We start from the raw sequence: 20,255 nt of genomic DNA, 5'->3' as shown, positions 1-20,255 counted from the left end.
GCGGTCGCCTGCTGCTCGCGCGACGTCGCCGCGATTTCGGCGACCGACGTCGTCACCTGCAGCGACGACTGCTGCGCCTGCGACACGAGGCTCGCGAGCTGTTCGGCCATCCGGTTGAAGCCGTCCTGCAGCGTGCCGAATTCGTCGCTGCGGCGCAGGTCGAGCCGCTGCGCGAGGTTGCCGGTGCGCATTGCGTCGTGCACCTCGACGAGCCGCGCCATCGGCCCCGTGATCGCGCGGAACAGCGCATAGCCGGTCGCCAGCGCGACCAGCAGCACGACGCTCAGCGCGGTCGCGAGCGTCGCTTCCGCCGTATTGACCGACGTGCGGATCTGCCGTGCCGAATCGTCGGCCTGGCCGCGGTTTTCGTCGACCAGCGCGTCCGCGACACGGACTACGTTCTCCCACGCCGTCGTCACGTGCGCGAAGTTGGCCCGCGCAGCCGCGCGGTCGCTCGCCGCCGCATGCGCTGCGTCGTTCAACAGCGGCAGGTACTGGTCGTATGCGGCCCGGAGCGCGGCGAAGCGCGCCTTGTCGTCGTCGCGGAACAGCGTCGCCTCGTATTGCGTCGACGCCTGATCGAAACGCCGCAGCGCTTCCGGAATCCGATCGAGATCGCGCTTCGTGCCGTCCGAATCGCCGTCGCTGAAGATCGCGCGTTCGACCACCGTATAGCTTTGATTGGTCGCGGCGCGCAGCGACGTCGACAGGTACAGGCCCGGCACCGAATCCCGCTGGAGGCTGTCGGCAGCGGCGTCGATCGCCGTCAATCGAGTGTATGAAATCGCGGCCATGACCAGCATCAGCACGAAGATCGCGCCGAAGCTGAGCACGATGCGCGTGCCGAGCGTGAAGCGTCCGCCGCGCAGCAGGGCGGGCAAAGGGGGCGTGCCGGCGCGGGGCGTCGTCGCAGTGGCCATGTCTATCTCCCGTAGGGCTTGGGTCGTCTGGATCCGGCGGCGCGAAAGGCAGAGAAAACGATTCGGTCGCGGGTCGGCGCGATCGATCGAATCGTTCCGGACGGGTGCCCGATTGCCGACGCCCCGCATGCTGTCATGCGGCGCGTCTGATCGCAATCGAATTTTTTACGCATTGAGCCATGCTTTTTTCATCCCATTAAAGATAGGTCAATACGCAGACGTTTGCGGAAATTTGAAAGGGAGCAGGGGTAGGTTGCTGCCGGTATTTCGGCTGGCCGGCCGACGATTGGGCATCGGCGGCCTGAAATGCGGAACAATGACGCATGATCGAATCGCCTGAAATCTAATTGAAATGTTTCCGATATGGGGATGTGAGCACGACTATCGATTTTTGTGTCGCCCAACTCGTGAAAGCCACGCAAAGACTCTGTAAGTTGGTGAAGAGGCGGCGGGAGAATGAAGCGATGAAGGAGACGAAATAGTTATATCAAGGTGATAAGTGCATGCCACGCGTCTTCCTCAAGAGTCGTTATCCTTATCAGATAACTTCGTTGGCTGCGGGAGAGTCAGTCCAACCATGCCATGTCGCGAGGCGTTCTTTGAGTATGGCGCGACGACATACCGCGTTCATTTGATGTCTCGGCAGGGAATTTCAGCCTTCACCGCCGGATAACTGCGCAGTTGATCGGTCACAATCTTACTCGGCACCAGGTTTGAGCGCAGCATCCGCCGGAAGAAGCGCTTGCGTGCTAGCAACGCAAACCGCCACCGGGATTGCTACTGCACTCCGATTGCGGCACCCAATACGTCAGTCGCGCGTACCGGAAATTGACCGCCGCGTTCAAGATAAACGTTTCAATGAGCCGCCGTGCCAACGCCTGGGATAACGCCCCCCGATGGAGAGCTTCCTCAAGACGTTGCGGGTCGAAAGAATCTACCAGACTCACTACGATACGCGTGCCCACGCCCGAGGCGGCGCTTGACCAAGCGCAGCACCGATTGATCGATATAGGTTTGCCGACATCCCGCTGCTCTGCCGCTTAAGCCCGACTCACCATAGCGACGACTGAAAGCTGTAGCTTGTGTCGGCACTTTGATTTGGCATTGCGGATGATTTGCGATGAGAGTGCAAAGTTTAACGACAAATCGTGCGATCGCCTTTTAATCAGTGGTTCCCTAATTCAGTCGAATATCCAACGACAACATATTGAGAATCCGGACTTCTTTTCAGAGAGACAACTGTGGACGCTCAGAAAAGATGTCTTTGGCGCCCTATAAAAATCAACGGCTTGGACATCTTTTTGAGACGACTGCATGCGGCCCATCTCAAAGAAGATGTCCTTGGTCACTGAAATTCTCAGAAAAGTTGTCTTTGGGGCGCGCTCTCCCGCGTCCGAGTGCCCCTGTAGTACCGAGCGACAAATAATCTCGACGATTCCTGTTTTTTTAGTGTCAACCGCCCCTCCTGGCCAACTCGATCAACGGCTTTCAAAACAACGTCGAGCCGGGGGCTCGTTGCCTACTCTCAGCATCATCTGTTCGATAAGCTCGCAGGCTGCTCGCGTTTCGAAACTTCGCTCGCGCGCCAGTTCGTCAGTCGTCTCGGCTACCTCCTCGATCCTGCGATCGACCAGTTACACACCAATGACCTTGAACGCTCGCGCCATCACTTTCCCTTCAATTCGTCAGAAGTGGAGTCATCGAAGAGCAATCTCTGAATATGAGCGGCAGCAGCCTTGGCGTGCTGTTCAGACGCTAACCCGGTGACTTGCACGTCCAAGCAGTAGTCAGCTTCCCCATTTTTTGAGTACCGCATCGAGATGGTTGGGCGACAGTCGCCTACGGTAGTCGTAACGGACTCAAGACAGCCTTTCAAATCACGGGTGGCTTTCCGAATATCTTCGTCAAACGCTTCTGCCATAAGTGGATTCTCTGCGACTTCATTTCGTAGACTCTCGATGATGGCGAACAATGCCTCCCGAGCGATGGGGTATGATGGATTTGCCGTGTCACCATCGAAGCACGGCTCGTCGCGAAAAAATTCGTCTTCCTCAAGTATCAATTCGCAATAGTCTTCCATATCGAGACACGCGTACCACACCGGAGCCCATCGTCCTGAATACAACTTGACGAGCACCCAGCGGCCGTAGTCTCCACAAATTCGTGAGTTCAGTTCGTCCTGAAATGACTTGAAAGTTCCGGACGGCGGGCGTTGCATAATACTCATGGTTCTGTCTTTCACGGTGCCGGGCTAGCCGGTGTTTTCCTATTCGCTTGCGTACGCCGAGCAGTTCCAGTCGCCGTACAGCGGGTATCCCCCATTGCGTTAGTTGCCTTACCAGCGTTTCCTGGTTTCTTAGTCTCGTTGTGCAGAAGTGGGGTTTAGCTAGTAGAGGCGCCAGCTAGCGCCCCGCTATCTCAAGAACCGATTGAAGTGTTCAGGGGCTGCCGATCACGAGCAGATTCACATTTGCGACGCTTTTGATGTACAGATAGCTTGTGCCGAGAACCGAGAGAACCTCATCTAGGTTGCCCCCTGCAGAAATTGCAGGCTGTACCACGATGAAACCCAGTCGAACTTCCATGTCCCTCGCCTTCTTTCGCAATACGTCTATTCCCTCGGGTGAACCCTTGAGGATGCGATCTCGCCCCTTGCTTTGGGATTTGCTATAACGATCTAGCAGACGCTGGAACAACGCTGGCCCTCGTGTATGCCACTTCACTGACCGGCTTGCTTGGCCGGTCACGACGTATACGTCGTCAACCCGAGCGCCAGGCATTTGCCCAGACTTGCAATACTTGCAGTGGTAGAGGTCAACCTCAATCCAGTGTTGCCGTACACGCACTGCAACCAGATCCGCGACCTCGCCAGCGCCATCGTCATCGAAAATGATGTCGTAATCGTCTTCGATCTTGCTGAACGTATAGCCCTGTACGCTCGCAAGATCGCTTCGATCTGCCATAGATTCTCGACTGATATCAACCCCGTCCCATGACCAACTCTGCATCAGCTCTTGGGGTAATCGAACATTTAGGCTCGTCGGGGAGTAGATCCGGTAGTTGCCGATCACGATGGAGCCATCGACATTCAGTAGTCTCAGTCGATCACGGTCGAGGTACTCCGCAAGCGCACACTCTCTACTGCCAACTGTGAAGCGAGCACCTGGCGCGGAGTAGGAATAAGAATCGCCGCGCAGATGGATCCTGATCTTCAATAGCTCCCGCTCCGACTCGCCATCGCGTGCGGCGATCAACGGCACCGCAAGCGTCGTGGCCGACTCGATGGATGGCGGCCCCAAGACCAGATCCGTTATTGCATAAGACTCCGACTCCACAGTGACCACACACTTTGTCTCCGTGTCGATAAACAGTTGATCTGGCCAGTCTGCGAAAAACAGTCCTTGTGGCCAAGCATCCTTGATCCTGTCGGAGCGAAGTACATTTTTCAGGATGTCTGTCGTATCGATGTTCTCATCGTTGATTTTGACGGCTACCTCGTCACACCAGCTGATCCACTCATCCACTGCAGTAGAGTCCATCTTCCAAAGCTTTCCTTTGGCGGAACATCCCGCTGATGTTCGCTCGCCCTCGGAGTGCCCTACGGCGAAGATGTTGGACTTGGCCGACGTTCCATTCTCTAGATCGGCCATGACCGTGTTTACATCATGGCCAACATGCATGGTAAAGCGAACCTCACGCCCCCCTCTGATCAGGCCAACGTTCTGCAGCTTCAGTAGATCGATGCCACTCAAAATCCGGAAGACTGCCTCATCCCGGATGCGAGAAGCCGAAGGCGCGATTAGCTTCACGAATCGCCCGAGTTGAATCTCGTCACCGGTGCAAGTAGCAAACAAAGTCCTGTCCGACGGCCTGTAGTATGCAAGATAAAGCTGCCAACTGGTTGTCATTACCGAAGCGCTCTTGGCCCAGTCGACCGGAATGCTCTCCTTTGTGACAGCCATCACGATGCGCTCATCATCGCTGACCGACTCCAACTCCAGTGACTCGCCTCGACCGCGAAGCATGCTTACATTGGCAGGTCGCCACCCGGATCGATCGACTCGGTAAGCGACAGCACTAGTGTGTGGCCGAGGATTGAGAGCTACGATCTTTTCGGCATCGTCATTGCCCTCAAACTTAGCCTCGAATTCCTGCCGCTCAACCTCCCGGCGGATCTTGTTCTCGCTGACTTCGCGAATAACCATGCCCCAATCGGCGTCTGACTCGTAGAGCCCTTGCATCTCCCCCTCAATTCTTTGGTTGGCAATATTCGCAACAAACTTGGCAGGACCAAGCTTGGATGACACACGAGTCAACCGTCCGATGAACTGAAGCGTCACCGCAGGGCTACGATGTTGGTCGTGAATCGCGGCCAGTTTCAGTTGAGGTAGGTCGAAACCTTCCCCCAGCATGTTCACGCAGATTACGACCCGGCTCCGACGTTCAAGGACTGTGTTCAACGTCTCACGGCGATCGCCAGTTCGACTATGCAGGAGCACCGGATTGAGTTCGGTTCCTTCCGAGAGGCGCTCGTAGATGGCTGCAATAGTCTTGGCTTTCGCAATCGATGAGCATCGGGCCATCAGGATATGGTCGAACCCGTCCGCAAGGTCCTTTTGCAGTAGCTCCAGCGCTTTCTCGGCGATGGCCTCATCCGCCAGTTCGTCGCGGTACTCGCGTACATGGTGAAATTCAATTTGTTGAAAGTAGCCATCTCGCTGGGCCTGCCGCAAGGTGTAGTTGAACACGATCTTGCTGCCCAAGCGTTGTTCGTCGAGACGGAATGGCGTAGCAGTGAAGTAAAGCATGGGCCTACCTTCGGCACCGGTCCGGATTCGATCCCAAGTTGCAGCCGCTACGTGATGAGCTTCATCGAATACGATGTGGGTATATAGCTCCAGAACGCTTTCTAATGTATTCGTATCCAGCGTGGCGAGTGTTGCCGGCGTTGCAACCGTCACGTTGGCGTTCTCAATTGCGGCTGTATCCGAGGCCTTGTCTGATCCTTCGGCTACATGGACAGCCGGTGATCGCACGCTGTCCGACACAGCCCCGATGGTCCTGAGCGTCTGAAGCGACCGCAGCCTCTCGCTCATCTGCGTTCGCAGTGCGTCGGACGGAACCACCAACAGTGTTCGCTTGAACAACCCAGCTAAGACAAGAGCGAATATCGTATCAGTCTTGCCAGTTCCAGTGGGCATGACGACTGTTGCTGGTTTAGTGGGTTCCATGTCGAGATGCGATAGAACGGCAAGGACTGCCGCTCGCTGGGGTGGCCTGAATCCACGCCCTTCATTAGCTTCGGTTGCGAGACCAAAGTTGATGCGATTGTCGGCCCAGCTCCTGTAAATCTCATTCTTCCCATAAAAATCAACATCAACGTCCATTCCCTTGCTCCCCCGTTAAGCTTCATATGTTTGTATCACGTGACGACGTAAACGCATCTCGCAACAGACTAAGCCGTTGCCAGTCCAGCATCCACTGTAGCGTAACGCGCCGACAGGAGATCAGTGCGTTTGTCACGAAACAGACTTTGCAAAGTGGCTGGATCGATCAGCGGCTCTTACCACCCAACGATCACGATGCGGCTGATCGCAACGTCGAACGGATCAATAGAATTCACAGAAATCCACGCAAACTGTTACACGACTAGACGTCGAGAATCTCCGACGGCCCCATTCTTTCGGCGAGCGCAGCTCTTTCCCTCATATCGATCGCCGCAGCACTCTTCCATCCTGATCGGTATGTCGTTCGATAGTGAATATTCACTTACTCCATATTCGACATATAGCCCGAACAACAACGCGATCATGGATTTCGCATGCATCAAATATGCCGATATATCATCGAATTTTTAAACGCATGACACCGAGGAAATCATTTTTTATTCAAAGGCAACATATTGAGACCGCGGACATCTTTTCTGAGAACCAACTGTGGGCTCGCAGAAAAGATGTCTTTGGCACCCTATACAAATCAATGACTTGGACATCTTTTCTGAGACGATCACATGCTCACCGTCTCAGAAAAGGTGTCCTTGGGCACGGAAATTCTCAGAAAAGTTGTCCTTGGAAGCATCGCTTGCCTCCGTTCGCGCATTCCGTTTGAACCGAGCGGTGAATGCCGTGGATCAAATCTGCACGACATCCCGACCGAAACCTGTCACCTCATCAGTCACAGCTAAGGCCTGCGCCCCAGATCCTTGGATACGGGGCGCGACCGATCAGGTGGAGGTCGAGCGTACCTTCCCCAGGATCGTGCATGTGGAGGCGGTTCGTCCGCGCGGCGTGGCGCAGGACTTGTGAATCCTTCCGCCAAGACGCCTAGAATTCAGTCATGGCTGCATTCCACATTCACAAGGAGGCTGTCATGACTCAGTCGATGATTGGTTGGGTGGTTGGTCTTGCGGTGGTCGCGGTGGTTGCAGTCGCGTTGGCGCGCCGTTACCAGAGCGAACATTCAAGTATGGAAGTCGTTCAGTGGCTGGACTCCCATCACTTGGGGTGGATGCATCGCAAACATTGACCTCTCGGCGCTGGCGGCGATAAACCCCGCCTTGCCGAAGTTTACCGGGAGCCAAACACACGGATGCAGGCGGGCGGGTGAAGTCTGCCATGTCGTTGTCTCGCCAGGGGTCTTGGCAAGGAAGGCATCATGGATGATGAAGTGTGTACGACCCACACGCACGTGGCACGCCTTCGCGTGATGCGGACCACGTCTGGGCGCTATCGCGGAATCGTCCACTTGCACCGCATCGGAGAGGATCCCGGCACCTCTGATCAACACGATACCGAAGGGGATTTTGCATCGGACGTGGAGGCGCGTGACGCCGCACGAACGCTCGCACGCAGATTGCTCGAAGAGCAAATCCAGGGGCACGAAAAGGCGCAAGGCATCGATTGAATCTGCGTCGGCGGCCTGGTCGTTACGCAACGTCGATCGGCAACGCGACGTCCATCAGCGCGTAGCGCGCCAGTCGCACAATGCGGCCGCTCGTCCGTTGATCTGCCTTGAGAGCACGGGACAGAAAGGAATGTCGGCTTACGACGCGAGTTTCCCGTTGACCGGCAGCATGGCGTCGGCTCGCGCAATTTCGGATCGGGACGCACGTCTCCGATTGACGCGCGCTCCCATGCATTGCTGTTCAACAGAGAGCCGTATCAAAGAACTGCGTCGAACATCCAATGTTCGCCTCGGTTCTGATCGATGATGTCTTCTGCGTAACGTTGCGAAGCCCGGCGTGCGTCACCGGCACTGGCAAACGGCGAACCGTCGACAAGCTTGAAGGTCTGGCTCCGGGTCAGCGTGGTGTTAGTGCCACGCAGGCAAACCTTGACCGCCGCGTCGAAACCGGCTTCGTAGTTGTGAGTACGGCCAGCGCCTGTGTGAAAGTGAGGATAAGTCAGCGGATATATTTCGAATCCGCGATAGGTACGCATACTCATGATGAACTCCCGGTGATTGATGGCTACGAATTGCGTAGAGGAGCGCAATCAATCCTGTATCGGCGCTACATGGTTAGCGTCGAACAAATCTGTTTCGAGGCACACCGGGCGAAGCCCGTTCGTCTTTGTGCCGGAAATTGATACGCCCTTTGGTGAGGTCATAGACCGACAATTCCAGTGGACCTATCCGTCATTTTGTGGGCGGGGCATATCATGAGAGGTAAAAGTCATGGATATGCCAATGAAGAAGAAACGGAGAACAGTAGCCTCTCAGGCAGCGGCCCGCGGGCCGCTGCCTGAGTTGCCCAAAGAACTGCTGGACCAACTGGTCAAGGGGCCGATGACGCCGACCGAGGTTCAGGATCTGATGCTGGCGTTCAACAAAGCGGTCATCGAACGCGCGATGGGCGCCGAAATGAATCTACATCTGGGCTACCCGTCGGGCCAGTCCAAGCCGCCCGGACAAGCCAACGAGCGCAACGGCGCCAGCGGCAAGACGGTCATCACGGATCGCGGCCCGGTTCGTGTCGAAGTCCCTCGTGACCGTGACGGAAGCTTCGAGCCGATCCTGATTCCCAAGCACGAGCGCCGCTTCACCGGCTTCGACGAACGCATCATTGCGATGTACGCGCGTGGCATGAGCGTGCGCGAGATTCAAGGGTTTCTGGCCGAGCAATACGGCACCGAAGTGTCGCCCGACTTCATCAGTTCGGTCACCGACGAGGTGATGGCCGAAGCGCTGAGCTGGCAGAGCCGCCCGCTCGAGGCGATGTATCCGGTCGTGTTCTTCGACGCGCTGCGGGTCAAGATCCGCGACGACGGCGTGGTCAGCAACAAGGCCGTCTATCTGGCCTTGGGCATCCAGGCCGATGGCCAGCGCGACGTGCTGGGCCTCTGGATCGAGCAGACCGAGGGCGCCAAGTTCTGGCTCAAGGTGTTCAACGAACTCAAGACGCGCGGCTGCCAGGACATCCTGATCGCCGTGGCCGATGGCCTGAAAGGACTGACCGAGGCGATCAGCGCAGCCTATCCGCGGACCACCGTTCAGACCTGCATCGTGCATCTGATCCGCAACAGCCTCGAATACGCCAGCTACAAGGACCGTAAGGTACTCGCCACTGCGCTGCGCCCGATCTACGCGGCTGCCAGCGAAGAGGCGGCAAGGCAAGCGCTGCAAGACTTCGCCGACGGACCTTGGGGGGCGAAGTACCCGACGATCGTGCAGTCGTGGCAACGCGCGTGGGAGCACGTCGTGCCGTTCTACGTGTTCCCGCCGGAGATCCGACGGGTCGTCTACACCACGGATGAAATACACAAGCCCCCACGCCGTACTTCGCTCGTTCGCTATGTCCGCGCTTCCGGCCACCGTATCGGCGCGCTGTCTGATTTGGGGCGCGACTGCTTCCACCGGTTAAACAGTCTTTGATAGGTTCGCTCAGACTGCTCAGCCACGGCTCGTTCCTGCTGACGGACACTCTTCAGACTGTAGGCGGCAGCCGGACCTTTGCGCGAGCCATGCTGCGCCGGCATTCCAGCCTGCAGTTCCAGCGCACGTAACTTGTGTGCGGTCAACGCGGGACGGTCCCACGCGAACGGCTCGTCGCGTGTCAGCACATACCATACGATCACTGCGAGTTTGCGAGCGGTCGCGACGACAGCAATTTGCTGGCCGCGGCGATCGCGCACGCGTAGGAAGAAGGCGCGCAGCGGCCCAGGCGCCTGCGTGGCGCCCCAGGCAGCCTCGACCAGCATCGCCCGTGCGTAAGAGCGCCCGCGCTTGGTGATGTGGCCGTGCCTGGCCGGTGTCGGGCCGGACTGATAGACCGACGGATTGAGCCCGAAGTAGCTCACCAGCTTCTCCGGATTCGGAAACCGCTCGATGTCGCCAATGGCAGATAGCAGCCCGATCGCCACCGTGGTGTTGACGCCGGTGATCGTCAGCATCACGCGCAATCGCGCGTCGTCGATGGTCGCTTGCGCGAGTGCTTGCTCCACCTCGCGCAGATCCTCACCGAGGCGGTCCAGTTCGCGCAGCCGCTGCTCAACACCGAGTCGCTCGTCCAACGGAAGCGGTTGAACGCCGAGCCAGGCACGCCCCTTCTTGCCAAACAGATCGGTGGCGGGGCATCGCTCGATCAGATGCGCGGCCAGAACCGCATGAATCTCGTTCTTCAGCCGCGTGCGCTGCCGCACCAGCTGTGAACGACGCGAGATCTGTCGGCGCAGCGCCAGCGTGTGCTCGTCCGGCATCCATACTTCCGGCAGAAAGCCGCTTGCATACAGCTGTGCCAGTACGGCTGCCTCGATCTTGTCCGTCTTGACGCGAGCCTCCGCGATCAGCCGAACTTGCAGCGGATTGGCAATCGCCACGCGCGCGACGTGCCGACGAAGCACGTTGACGATGGCGGCAGTGTTGCCGGTTGCTTCGAGCACCACATGATCGGTGGCGCGCAGCTTCTCGGCAAAACGCTCCAGTTCGTCGCGTCGCAACCCGGTGCGGCCGCCTGCATGCAGCGTGCCATCCTCCAGGTACGCGATCTCGGCCACTGAGCGCGAGACGTCAAACCCCACGATTCGCATAACCGTCTCCCGCATCAGATCACTGTTGGGAGCCGGTGGGACAGCACGACAACTACGGATTCGCGCTCACAGCGCAACCGGGCGGGTCGCAGGGGCGGCCAACTACTAACACGAGCTCGCGGCTCATCGTGTAACAACGGCCTGCCCACCCGAAGTGCTCCCCAGTGCCCCTGTCCCGGATGGTCACACCATACGCTCAAACCACTCGGCGCGGAAACGCGAGGCACCGGCTATATCATGCCGGTTACGAACGCCATAGAAAGTTTGAACATGCAGTTGCGCAAGATCATCAAGACCCGTGGTCACTTCCCGAATGATGAGGCCGCGATCAAACTGCTCTGGCTGGCGTTGCGCAACGTGCTGGCCAAGACCGTACGCGCTGCGTTCGACTGGAAATCAGCGATGAATCAGTTTGCTATCCTGTTCGGAGAGCGATTTATGCAGGCGCGTGGATAACGCGCTGTTCAACCGCCTCGCCCACAAAAATGCAGACAGGTTCCGCTGACGCGTATCACCGCTATGCGCGGGCATCTCCGCATACGGACGCCCGGCATCATCAATATCATTCCGGAGCTCCACGAATCTCAATATAGCCAGGCTGGCTGAACCTCGTCCTCACACGTTCACGAGCATCGACCTGGCATTTCATCCGGCCGCGTTGATGACCTTCGTTTCCAGGTAATCCTCGAAACCGAACGCCCCCCACTCGCGCCCGTTCCCCGACTGCTTATAGCCGCCAAACGGCGCATCGAAAGACTGATCGGCGCCGTTGAGACTCACCATACCGGCACGCAGTTCGCTTGCTACGGATCGTGCCAATTCCGCATTGCCCTGCAGATATGCCGCAAGTCCGTACGGCGTGTCATTCGCAATGGAGATGGCTTCGTCGAGACTCCGATACGGGATCATCGTCAAAACGGGGCCGAAGATTTCCTCGCGCGCGATACGCATATCGTTATGCACATCAGCGAACAGCGTCGGTTTGACATAGTAGCCGAGCTCGAGACCAGCCGGCGCATCCGGCCCGCCGGCGACGAGCGTAGCGCCTTCATCGATCCCCGCCCGGATGAGAGCACGGACCTTTTCGAACTGAGCGTGCGACGCAACAGGGCCGATATGGCCGCCGTGCTGCTCAGGACGACCGACCTGAATGCTGTTGGTCACCTCACGAGCGATTTCGACAGCCGCCGCGTATTCGCTCTCGGGCACGAGCATACGTGTGGGTGCGTTGCAAGACTGTCCGCTATTAGCCATGCAATGACGCACGCCTCTCTCCACGGCCGGACGCAAATCCGCGCCTTCGAGAATGATGTTCGGCGATTTGCCGCCCAGCTCTTGGGCTACCCGTTTGATCATTTGCGCACCCACCGCGCCGATCGTGCTGCCTGCGCGGGTCGAACCCGTAAACGAAATCATGTCGATGTCAGGATGCGCCACAAGCGCCGCGCCCGCAGTCGCACCGTCGCCGTTGATCATGTTGAACACGCCGGGCGGCAAATCGAGTTCATCGATCATTTCGGCCCACAACAGCGCGCTCAGCGGCGTGACCTCGCTCGGCTTGAGCACCATCGTGCACCCGGTTGCGATGGCGGGCACCACCTTGCACGCGATCTGGTTGATGGGCCAGTTCCACGGTGTAATCAATGCGCACACGCCAATGGGTTCGCGAACCACAGTCCCGCCGGAGACTGCGTGCTGGAAGCGAAACGTCCGAAGGGCATGGATCCCGGCCTCAATGTGCCCTTGCCCCGTGCGGGCCTGTGCCGCTACAGCGAAATCGATGGGCGCGCCCATCTCTAGCGAGATGACGCGCGCCATCTCGTCGTAGCGCCGGTTGTAGATCGACAGCAGTTTGACGAGCCATCGCTCCCGCTGCTCGACGGTAGTCCGCGAAAATTCGCCGAACGCAGCTTTTGCGGCCGCTACCGCACGACCGACGTCCGACGCGGAAGCAGCGGCAATCGTCTCGATAATCGACTCGTCCGCCGGGTTTTCCACTTCGATCTGCGCGCTCGACTCAGGCGCTTGCCATTTGCCCGCAATGTAAAACCGCTTCGCATTGGTCATTCGAGTCTCCAGTTGTTGAATTTAAAAAGGGGATTCAGCCTTGCCGTCATCGTCACCGCATCTGCTGCATCTGCTGCATCGCATCGAGAAATGCCCGTGGCTTTCCTCCTCCACTGCCACGATTGACCCGGGCGCTTGTGCCTGCCCGCATACCGGAATATGATGCATCATATATTTTATTTTCACAGGAGGAAAGTCCATGACGAAAGTTGCTGTAGTAACGGGGGGCGGCACCGGAATCGGTCGCGCGATCGCCGAAGAATTCTTGCGCGCGGGTCTGCGCCCCGTGTCCGTCGGAAAGGACGCGGACGAGGATCTCGATCCGGCGATCGCGTTCAAACGAGTCGACGTGACGTCAGCTGCTGAAGTTCGCGACGCATTCGGCGATCTTGCGCAGATTCACGTGCTCGTCAACGCCGCCGGAATCATCCTCCACGACCGCGCGGAGTTCGATTCAGCGGGCTTTCGAAAAGTGGTCGACGTCAATCTGAACGCCTGCCAGCTCACGACCGAAGTCGCGCTCGACAAGCTGTCCGCGGTGCGCGGCTGCGTCGTCAATATCGCATCGATGTGGAGCTTTTTCGGCTCGGCCCGTAATCCTGCCTATACGGCAAGCAAGGCCGGCCTTGTTGGCTTGACGCGCGCGCATGCCGCCGCGTTCGCGGATCGCGGAGTGCGCGTCAATGCAGTGGCGCCTGGCTGGATCGAAACGCGACTATCTGCGGGAGCGCTGAACAACCCCGAGCGCAGCGGTTCAATTCGCGCACGGCTGCCGCTCGGGCGCTGGGGGCAGCCTTCGGATGTCGCCAGGGGCGTGAAATTCCTTTGCTCGGCCGACGCGGACTACATCACGGGAGTCGTCCTTCCGATCGACGGCGGATTCAGCATCGCATGATGAAGCAGTGAGGATAGGCGGCGGCGATGCGCCGCCGCACGCATGTGCTACCCGCGTGGGGTAGCATCGCAATCGGATCGGGTAATCGGCTACTTACGTAGCGGCGACTTCGCCATGCTCCCGCTCGGCCATCCATTCGAGCAGCACGCGCTGGCCCCATTCGATATCTTCCTGGATCGCTCGCGATGCCCCCTCGGGATCACCCTTGCGCAGCGCGGCCAGCACGCGATAGTGGGGGTGCGAACGATTCGATATCTCGCGCCGCGGCAGATGCGAATGAAACGTGTGCAGCAGCGGCCCCATCCGGACCCACATGGTTTCCACGGTTGCGCTGAGCGTGGGCATCCTGGCTGCCGCCATCAATTCGAAATGGAAGTCGCGATTGCGCTCCGCGGCCTCTGAAGGGCTCGCGGCAACTGCCTCGATGAACTCGTCGTGCGTCAGGCTCAGATGGCGGATTTCCTTTGGGGTAATGCGCTGCGCCGCCTGTTCGGCCGCCGCACCCTCGAGAAGCCGCCGCATGAGCTGAATCTCCGCAACGGTATCGGCGTCGAGCACCGGCACCACGATCGAGGTTGCCGCAGTCATTTCCAGGGCCTGTTCACTGACCAGGCGGAAAATCGCTTCGCGCACCGGCGTGATGCTCGTGCCGAGCTTTTCGGCAAGGTCGTTGATACGCAGTCGGTCGCCAGGCGCGTACTGACCGTTCATTAATCGGGAGCGGATCTCTTCGTAGATGCGTGACGAGAGATTGCTCTTTTCGACACGGGCGAGTGGCTTCATTCTGATAACGGGACGAAAAATGTTTTCATGCATGATACATCACGCTCCATCGCCGCAACAGGCGGTGCCGATGCCGATAACCCGGCTGCGGGCTCAGTCGACTACGGCGACGGGCCGGCCGTGCCCGGTATGGGCTTTCAACGATTCCAGTGCTTCGGGCAAGCGCGACAGCGGCATCGGCTCGATAGGCAGCGGCGCCAGTGCGCGATGCAGCACGTCAGTGAGCAGACGCTCTCCCGCATCGACCAGCGTGCGCCAATGCGCGGCCGAGCCGTGGGTGTGCAGTGCATTCAGGGCCACTTCATGCAACGAGATGGCCGTCGTAAACGGTGCGACCGGGGATGTCTCCAGACGGTCCTGGATGCAGACGAGATGGCCGTTCACGGCGACGAAGCGCGCAAGTCGGGCGGCATGCTGGCCGCTCACCGTGTCAAACACGACGTCGAACGGCCGATGCGATGAAAAGGCGCTGCTTCCGATGTCCGGCAACAGACTCGTCGAAGCGCCAAGACGCGCCATGCGCTCGAAATGACGTGAGTTGCACATCACCGACACTCGCCAGCGAGCCCGCACTGCGAGCTGGACCAACAGCGTGCCGACCGCTCCACCGGCACCCGTTACCAGTGCTTCGAGGCCGGTCCGGTGCGGCACTTTCTGCGTGGCTTGCCACGCCGTCAGCATGGGGCACGGCAACGCCGCCGCCTCGGCAAAACTCAGGCCCGGCGGCAAGCGCAACAGTGCGCGGACCGGCACTGCGGTGTACTCCGCGAAACTGCCGTCGCGCGTGAGCGACTGGTGGTAGGCCACACGCACGCCGAGCCATTCCTGTTGGATGCCCGCGCCTACCGAGACCACCTCTCCCGCCCCGTCAACCCCTGGTATGTGGTCCGGCCGCCATGCCGGCGACCCCCATTCGATGAATTTCCAGTCAACGGGATTCAGACCCGCGGCGCGGTTGCGCACGAGCACTTCTCCGGGCCCCGGCACCGGCCTCGCCGCACGCCGCCATGCGAGCGCGGAAGGCGCGCCGGCGATCTGCCAGGTCCAGGCGCCCATCGTATCCGTCGTGTTGTTCGTGCCGATCGTCACGCTATCTTCCAGCATCGCTACACCACCGCGTCAAGTGCTGCGCCGCTCAGGGTCGTCTTGCCGAGCACGTAGTCCGCGCCCTTCTCGCCGATCATGATGGAAGCGGCGTTCGTATTGCCCGACACGAGATTCGGCATGATCGATGCATCAATCACGCGCAATCCATCGATGCCGCGCACGCGCAATTCGGGATCCACCACCGCGTGCTCGTCCACGCCCATCCTGCACGTGCCGACCGGGTGATAGACGGTTTTCGCGCGCTTGCGAATGTAGTCCATCAGCGCGGCGTCGGTCGCGACGCCCGCGCCCGGCAGCGCCTCCTCGCTCGTATAGCTGCGCAGAGCCGGTTGCGCGAGAATCTCGCGCGCCTTTTTCAGGCCGGCTACAGCGAGGCGTCGATCCTCGGCATGCTGGAAGTACTTCGGATCGATCCACAGCGCGGCGCCCGGATCCGCGCTGCGCAGACGAATCTCGCCACGGCTTTGCGGACGAAGCACGCAAGGATTGATTGTCGCGCCTGCCGACTTCACGTGGTCCTGATCCAGGTCCAGAAACACGATCGGCACGAAGTGCATCTGGATATTGGGACGCTCTTGCGGCGCGTCGACGTTGACGAACGCGCAGGCTTCGGTCACGTTCGATGTGACGGGCCCGCTCTTGAAAAGCAAATATTGCAGCCCGTTCTTCAGCGTGTTGGTGAAGCTGTCCTGGCCGTAGTAACCGTAGTTTCCCGTGCAGTAGGACACCGCCGGAAATTCGATATGGTCTTGCAGGTTCGCACCGACACCCGGCAGATCCTGCACGGCCTCGATGCCGTGCCGAGCGAGTTCCTCCGTCGCGCCGATTCCGGAAAGCAACAGCAGACGCGGCGACTGCACGGCTCCTGCCGACAGGATCACCTCCTTGCAGCCCTTCTCGCGTACGAGCTGGCCGTTGCTGACGTATTCCACACCGATCGCGCGACCCGCCTCGATCAAAATGCGGTCCACGCGCACACCGGTACGGATCGTCAAACGCCCGCTCGCCTCGGCGTTGCGCAGATAAGCTACGGCTGCGCTGCAACGCTTCTTGTCGCGTGTCGTGATTTGATTGAAGCCGACGCCATTCTGCCGCGCGCCGTTGAAATCGTGCGTGAAAGGAATGCCGGCTTGCTGCGCGGCGCGCACGAACGCCGTCGACAATTCGCAGCGTTGCGAAAGATCCGACACGCCAAGCGGCCCGCCGACGCCGTGATACCGATCGTCGAGCCGCTCGTTGTCCTCCGCGCGCCTGAAGTACGGCAACACCTCGTCGTAAGACCATCCCGAGTTGCCCAGGCGAGCCCATTCGTCGTAGTCCTCTTGTTGCCCCCGGATATAGATGAGCGCGTTCACGGAACTGCCACCGCCCAGCACCCGGCCTTGCGGCACGATGCGCGGCCGGGAGTCGAGCCCTGTCTGCGGCTCGGTTTCGTAGTGATACAGCAGATCCGTCGAGAGCAGTCTCGTGAAACCGGCGGGGATATGCACGAGCGGATTCCTGTCGCGCGGCCCCGCCTCCAGCAACAGGACGCTTGCGCCAGCTTCGATCAGTCGGCCGGTGACGGCGCTGCCCGCCGAACCGCCTCCGATCACGATGTAGTCGTATGTCAAGGGTGTCTCCAGTGTCTGCTTCTGGTCGATTGAACGGGCGCGACTTCTTTTGCACTACACATCGCTGCACTGCACATCGCTACAGCCCGCCAACCAATGATATATGATGCATCTCTATTGAACAACAACGACCGTGGTCGTATGGCTTCGCAGCGCCTAGGGGAAATACCCATCTAAGTCAGGCCATCTTGAATATATGATGCATCATCCATTCTCAATCGCCGCAAGATGACACGCTTTCACTTACGGGCAGCAATGAACACCGCCCATGGCAAACAGGATTACAGAGGAGACGATGAGCAACCACTTGATCATGCGCAACATCAGCAAGCACTTCGGTGGCGTACAGGCGCTGCGCAACGTCAGCCTGGAAGCGCACGGCGGTCAGGTACACGCGCTGATGGGCGAAAACGGTGCGGGCAAATCGACGCTCATGAAAATACTGGCGGGTGCGCACACGCCTGACGAAGGCGAGATCCTGCTGGACGGTCGCCACCTTCCAATCGACAGCCCGCACGCCGCGCAGGCGCACGGAATCTCCGTCATTCATCAGGAGTTCTCGCTCGCAAAGCATTTATCCGTCGCGGAGAACATCTTTCTGCACGACCTCGGCGCGGGAACGTCGATCATCCGCTGGTCGAAACTGAAGGCGCGCGCCCGCGAACAACTGGATGCGCTCGGCTTCGGTGAGTTGGACGTGTCGCGTCCCGTCTCAACGCTGTCGGTCGCCGAGCAGCAGATCGTCGAGATCTGCAAGGCGCTCTCGCGCACGTCGCGTGTTCTCGTATTCGACGAACCGACGGCCGTGCTCACCGCGCGCGAAACGACGCGTCTGTTCGCCCTGCTCGAGCGACTCAAGCGTGATGGCGTATGCGTCATTTACATCTCGCACCGGCTGGAAGAAATCTTCCGGCTGTGCGACAGCGCCACCGTGCTCAAGGACGGCACCTTCGTCAGCACGGTGCGCATTGCCGACATCGACGAAAATCGCCTCGTTCAGCTGATGGTCGGCCGAGAGCTGCAGGATCTCTTTCCGAAGCGCGACGCGTGCATCGGCGACACACGGCTGGAAATACGCGGCCTTTGCGCAGGCGAACGCGTGCGCGACGTCTCTTTTCACGTGCGCGCGGGCGAGGTGCTGGGCTTCAGCGGCCTCGTCGGCGCAGGCCGAACGGAGACGATGCGCGCGATCTTCGGTGCGGACCGCAGGAGCAGCGGCGAAATTCGGGTCGACGGCCGTCCAGTCGCAAAGCTGAAGCGTCCCCGCCACGGCATCGAGAGCGGTATCGGGATGCTGCCCGAGGACCGCAAACAGCAAGGCGTGCTCCTGAACATGCCGATCCGCGCAAACGCGATGATGACGCCGCGCAACACGCTCGCGCACCTGCGCTGCATTCTCGATCATCGTGCCGAGCGCGTGCGCACGCGCGAACTGATCAAACAGCTGCGGGTGAAGGCGCGCGATACCGACGTCGACGTATCGACGCTCTCGGGTGGCAATCAGCAGAAAGTCGCGCTGATGAAGTGGCTCTCGAACGGCTGCCGGGTACTGATCCTTGACGAGCCGACGCGGGGCGTCGATATCGGCGCCAAGATCGAGATCTATCACGTCATCAACGATCTCGCACGCGCCGGCGTCGCCGTCATCGTGGTCTCCTCCGACATGCCGGAGATCATCGGCCTGTGCGACCGCGTGCTCGTCATGCGTGCGGGCCGTATTGCGGGCGAACTCAGCGGCCCCGCCATCAACGAAAAGTCGCTGATATCGCTGGCCATGGGAGTCAAGTAATGGAAGGAATCATGCAAACACAGCGCACCGATGTTCCGCTGCTCCGCGGTCTGTTGCGCCATAACGCGTTGATCATGCTGATCGTGCTGTTCGTCGTATCGAGCGTCATGTCGCCCGCGTTTCTGAGCCAGGAAAACCTCTATAACCTGCTACGGCAATTGACACCCCTGCTGTTCGTCAGCCTCGGCATGTTACTCGTGATCAATACGGGCGGCATCGACCTGTCGGTGGGGTCGATCGCAGCGGCGGGCGGCCTGCTGGTAGCCATGCTGGTCCCGGCGATGCCGTTCGGCGGCATGACCGGGCTCCTCCTCTCGGTCGTGCTGGCCGTGATGCTCGGTGCGCTTTTCGGGGCGTTCAACGGTGTACTCGTGACCGCCCTCGGTCTCGCGCCATTCATCGTCACGCTTGCCATGATGACCATCGCACGCGGAATCACATACATGATGTCGAATGGCCAGCCGACGATGCTGCCGCTCGATCTGCCGGCGGCGGAATTGCTCAATGAATTCGGCAGCGGCAGCGCTCCTTGGATCAACGTGCCATGGCCGGTCGTGCTCGGCGTGGTCATCGCGCTGCTGTTCTACTTCCTGATGACCTACACCACGTTTGGACGCATGGTCGTCGCCACGGGCAGCAATGAGACGGCCGTGCGGCTGGCAGGTATTTCCGAGCGCGGTTACAAGTTCTGCGTCTACGTGATTTCCGGTGCGCTGAGCGCCGTCGCCGGCATCGTTTTCACGGCACGCACGGGTGTTGGCACGCCGATCACCGGCGTCGGCCTGGAACTCGACGGCATCGCGACGTGCGTGATCGGTGGCGCGTTGCTCTCGGGCGGGAAGGGATCGGTTCTCAACACGGTGATCGGCGTGCTCGTGCTGGGCCTGATCGGCAATGTGATGAATCTCCTGAGCGTGCCTGTTTATCCGCAACAGATCATCAAAGGCGCCATCATCGTTCTTGCCGTGCTGGTCCAACCTATCGGCCAACGCTAAACCACTTCTCCATCCGCCCGGGCCGCCACGCGGCCCCTCCGCTTCATCTTTTCTTTCATCC

General features: G+C 59.6%; 14 protein-coding genes and 5 pseudogenes. 8 read left to right on the top strand and 11 right to left on the bottom strand.

Annotated features, from left to right (window positions below; all coding sequences use genetic code 11):
• Together DID98_RS32705 and DID98_RS36695 are read right to left on the bottom strand one after the other, a co-directional pair.
• A partial coding sequence (locus DID98_RS32705; RefSeq protein ID WP_148091656.1) for a methyl-accepting chemotaxis protein occupies window positions 1-920 on the bottom strand: 920 nt, incomplete at its 3' end.
• Between the two features lie 645 nt (window positions 921-1,565).
• Window positions 1,566-1,670: pseudogene (locus DID98_RS36695) on the bottom strand (IS6 family transposase); the annotation flags it as partial.
• Window positions 1,671-1,673: 3 nt separating this feature from the next.
• On the opposite strand from DID98_RS36695, the pseudogene DID98_RS32700 reads away from it, so the two are divergent.
• Window positions 1,674-1,891, top strand: a pseudogene (locus tag DID98_RS32700) (IS3 family transposase); the annotation flags it as partial.
• A gap of 695 nt (window positions 1,892-2,586) precedes the next feature.
• On the opposite strand, the gene DID98_RS32695 reads toward DID98_RS32700, so the two are convergent.
• The gene (locus DID98_RS32695; RefSeq protein ID WP_124572033.1) at window positions 2,587-3,147 is read right to left on the bottom strand and encodes a hypothetical protein; all 561 of its coding nucleotides are present in this window, start codon (window positions 3,145-3,147) and stop codon (window positions 2,587-2,589) included.
• A gap of 211 nt (window positions 3,148-3,358) precedes the next feature.
• Window positions 3,359-6,307: a DEAD/DEAH box helicase gene (locus tag DID98_RS32690; RefSeq protein WP_124572032.1), complete on the bottom strand. Its 2,949-nt coding sequence runs from the start codon at window positions 6,305-6,307 to the stop codon at window positions 3,359-3,361.
• Between the two features lie 949 nt (window positions 6,308-7,256).
• Between DID98_RS32690 and DID98_RS32685 the strand changes: the two genes are divergently transcribed.
• Both DID98_RS32685 and DID98_RS32680 read left to right on the top strand, forming a co-directional pair.
• The gene (locus DID98_RS32685) at window positions 7,257-7,445 is read left to right on the top strand and encodes a hypothetical protein (RefSeq protein WP_034175061.1); all 189 of its coding nucleotides are present in this window, start codon (window positions 7,257-7,259) and stop codon (window positions 7,443-7,445) included.
• Window positions 7,446-7,574: 129 nt separating this feature from the next.
• Window positions 7,575-7,823: a hypothetical protein gene (locus tag DID98_RS32680; RefSeq protein WP_260426327.1), complete on the top strand. Its 249-nt coding sequence runs from the start codon at window positions 7,575-7,577 to the stop codon at window positions 7,821-7,823.
• 257 nt (window positions 7,824-8,080) lie between these two features.
• On the opposite strand, the gene DID98_RS32675 is transcribed toward DID98_RS32680, so the two are convergent.
• Window positions 8,081-8,365 carry a hypothetical protein gene (locus DID98_RS32675; protein ID WP_124524294.1) on the bottom strand — a complete coding sequence of 95 codons (285 nt, stop codon included), beginning with the start codon at window positions 8,363-8,365 and terminating at the stop codon, window positions 8,081-8,083.
• A 73-nt stretch (window positions 8,366-8,438) separates the two neighbouring features.
• Window positions 8,439-8,543 (bottom strand): annotated as a pseudogene (locus tag DID98_RS36690) (translation initiation factor IF-1); the annotation flags it as partial.
• A 57-nt stretch (window positions 8,544-8,600) separates the two neighbouring features.
• On the opposite strand from DID98_RS36690, the pseudogene DID98_RS32670 reads away from it, so the two are divergent.
• Window positions 8,601-9,731: pseudogene (locus tag DID98_RS32670) on the top strand (IS256 family transposase); the annotation flags it as partial.
• On the opposite strand, the gene DID98_RS32665 reads toward DID98_RS32670, so the two are convergent.
• Window positions 9,710-10,945 (bottom strand): IS110 family transposase, encoded by a 1,236-nt coding sequence (locus DID98_RS32665; RefSeq protein WP_124524293.1) that lies wholly within the window; start codon window positions 10,943-10,945, stop codon window positions 9,710-9,712. The pseudogene DID98_RS32670 and the gene DID98_RS32665 sit on opposite strands and share 22 nt — an antisense overlap.
• 234 nt (window positions 10,946-11,179) lie before the next feature.
• Here DID98_RS32665 and DID98_RS32660 point away from each other — a divergent pair.
• Window positions 11,180-11,401 (top strand): annotated as a pseudogene (locus tag DID98_RS32660) (transposase); the annotation flags it as partial.
• Window positions 11,402-11,590: 189 nt separating this feature from the next.
• Here DID98_RS32660 and DID98_RS32655 read toward each other — a convergent pair.
• Entirely contained in the window at window positions 11,591-13,012 is a 1,422-nt protein-coding gene (locus tag DID98_RS32655) for an aldehyde dehydrogenase family protein (RefSeq protein ID WP_124524292.1), read from the bottom strand.
• Between the two features lie 199 nt (window positions 13,013-13,211).
• On the opposite strand from DID98_RS32655, the gene DID98_RS32650 reads away from it, so the two are divergent.
• Window positions 13,212-13,907 carry an SDR family NAD(P)-dependent oxidoreductase gene (locus DID98_RS32650; RefSeq protein WP_124489528.1) on the top strand — a complete coding sequence of 232 codons (696 nt, stop codon included), beginning with the start codon at window positions 13,212-13,214 and terminating at the stop codon, window positions 13,905-13,907.
• 93 nt (window positions 13,908-14,000) lie between these two features.
• Here the strand turns inward: DID98_RS32650 and DID98_RS32645 are convergent, their stop codons facing one another.
• The 3 genes from DID98_RS32645 to DID98_RS32635 are packed head-to-tail and all read right to left on the bottom strand — an operon-like array spanning window position 14,001 to window position 17,410.
• Window positions 14,001-14,723 carry a GntR family transcriptional regulator gene (locus DID98_RS32645; RefSeq protein WP_012366404.1) on the bottom strand — a complete coding sequence of 241 codons (723 nt, stop codon included), beginning with the start codon at window positions 14,721-14,723 and terminating at the stop codon, window positions 14,001-14,003.
• A gap of 60 nt (window positions 14,724-14,783) precedes the next feature.
• On the bottom strand, window positions 14,784-15,794 hold the full coding sequence (locus tag DID98_RS32640; protein WP_124489527.1) for a zinc-binding dehydrogenase: 1,011 nt from the start codon (window positions 15,792-15,794) through the stop codon (window positions 14,784-14,786).
• A gap of 2 nt (window positions 15,795-15,796) precedes the next feature.
• Window positions 15,797-17,410: a GMC family oxidoreductase gene (locus DID98_RS32635; protein ID WP_124489526.1), complete on the bottom strand. Its 1,614-nt coding sequence runs from the start codon at window positions 17,408-17,410 to the stop codon at window positions 15,797-15,799.
• Between the two features lie 295 nt (window positions 17,411-17,705).
• Here DID98_RS32635 and DID98_RS32630 point away from each other — a divergent pair, with 295 nt between their 5' ends.
• Together DID98_RS32630 and DID98_RS32625 are read left to right on the top strand one after the other, a co-directional pair.
• Window positions 17,706-19,199, top strand: coding sequence for a sugar ABC transporter ATP-binding protein (locus tag DID98_RS32630; protein WP_124489525.1), 1,494 nt, complete (start codon window positions 17,706-17,708; stop codon window positions 19,197-19,199).
• The gene (locus tag DID98_RS32625) at window positions 19,199-20,194 is read left to right on the top strand and encodes an ABC transporter permease (protein WP_124524291.1); all 996 of its coding nucleotides are present in this window, start codon (window positions 19,199-19,201) and stop codon (window positions 20,192-20,194) included. The genes DID98_RS32630 and DID98_RS32625 overlap by 1 nt, the downstream gene beginning before the upstream one ends.
• Window positions 20,195-20,255: the final 61 nt, after the last annotated feature.

Origin of the sequence: Burkholderia sp. Bp8984 (assembly GCF_003853755.1) — a bacterium.
Classification (GTDB): domain Bacteria; phylum Pseudomonadota; class Gammaproteobacteria; order Burkholderiales; family Burkholderiaceae; genus Burkholderia.
The sequence above is the reverse complement of the archived record's forward strand: the minus strand, read 5'-3'. Positions and strand labels throughout refer to the sequence as shown.

Excerpts from the sequence above, each read along its gene's own strand:
- DID98_RS32695 (WP_124572033.1), bottom strand. The coding sequence starts at position 3,147 with ATGAGTATTATGCAACGCCCGCCGTCCGGAACTTTCAAGTCATTTCAG.
- DID98_RS32690 (WP_124572032.1), bottom strand. The coding sequence starts at position 6,307 with ATGGACGTTGATGTTGATTTTTATGGGAAGAATGAGATTTACAGGAGC.
- DID98_RS32685 (WP_034175061.1), top strand. The coding sequence starts at position 7,257 with ATGGCTGCATTCCACATTCACAAGGAGGCTGTCATGACTCAGTCGATG.
- DID98_RS32680 (WP_260426327.1), top strand. The coding sequence starts at position 7,575 with ATGGATGATGAAGTGTGTACGACCCACACGCACGTGGCACGCCTTCGC.
- DID98_RS32675 (WP_124524294.1), bottom strand. The coding sequence starts at position 8,365 with ATGAGTATGCGTACCTATCGCGGATTCGAAATATATCCGCTGACTTAT.
- DID98_RS32665 (WP_124524293.1), bottom strand. The coding sequence starts at position 10,945 with ATGCGAATCGTGGGGTTTGACGTCTCGCGCTCAGTGGCCGAGATCGCG.
- DID98_RS32655 (WP_124524292.1), bottom strand. The coding sequence starts at position 13,012 with ATGACCAATGCGAAGCGGTTTTACATTGCGGGCAAATGGCAAGCGCCT.
- DID98_RS32650 (WP_124489528.1), top strand. The coding sequence starts at position 13,212 with ATGACGAAAGTTGCTGTAGTAACGGGGGGCGGCACCGGAATCGGTCGC.
- DID98_RS32645 (WP_012366404.1), bottom strand. The coding sequence starts at position 14,723 with ATGCATGAAAACATTTTTCGTCCCGTTATCAGAATGAAGCCACTCGCC.
- DID98_RS32640 (WP_124489527.1), bottom strand. The coding sequence starts at position 15,794 with ATGCTGGAAGATAGCGTGACGATCGGCACGAACAACACGACGGATACG.
- DID98_RS32630 (WP_124489525.1), top strand. The coding sequence starts at position 17,706 with ATGAGCAACCACTTGATCATGCGCAACATCAGCAAGCACTTCGGTGGC.
- DID98_RS32625 (WP_124524291.1), top strand. The coding sequence starts at position 19,199 with ATGGAAGGAATCATGCAAACACAGCGCACCGATGTTCCGCTGCTCCGC.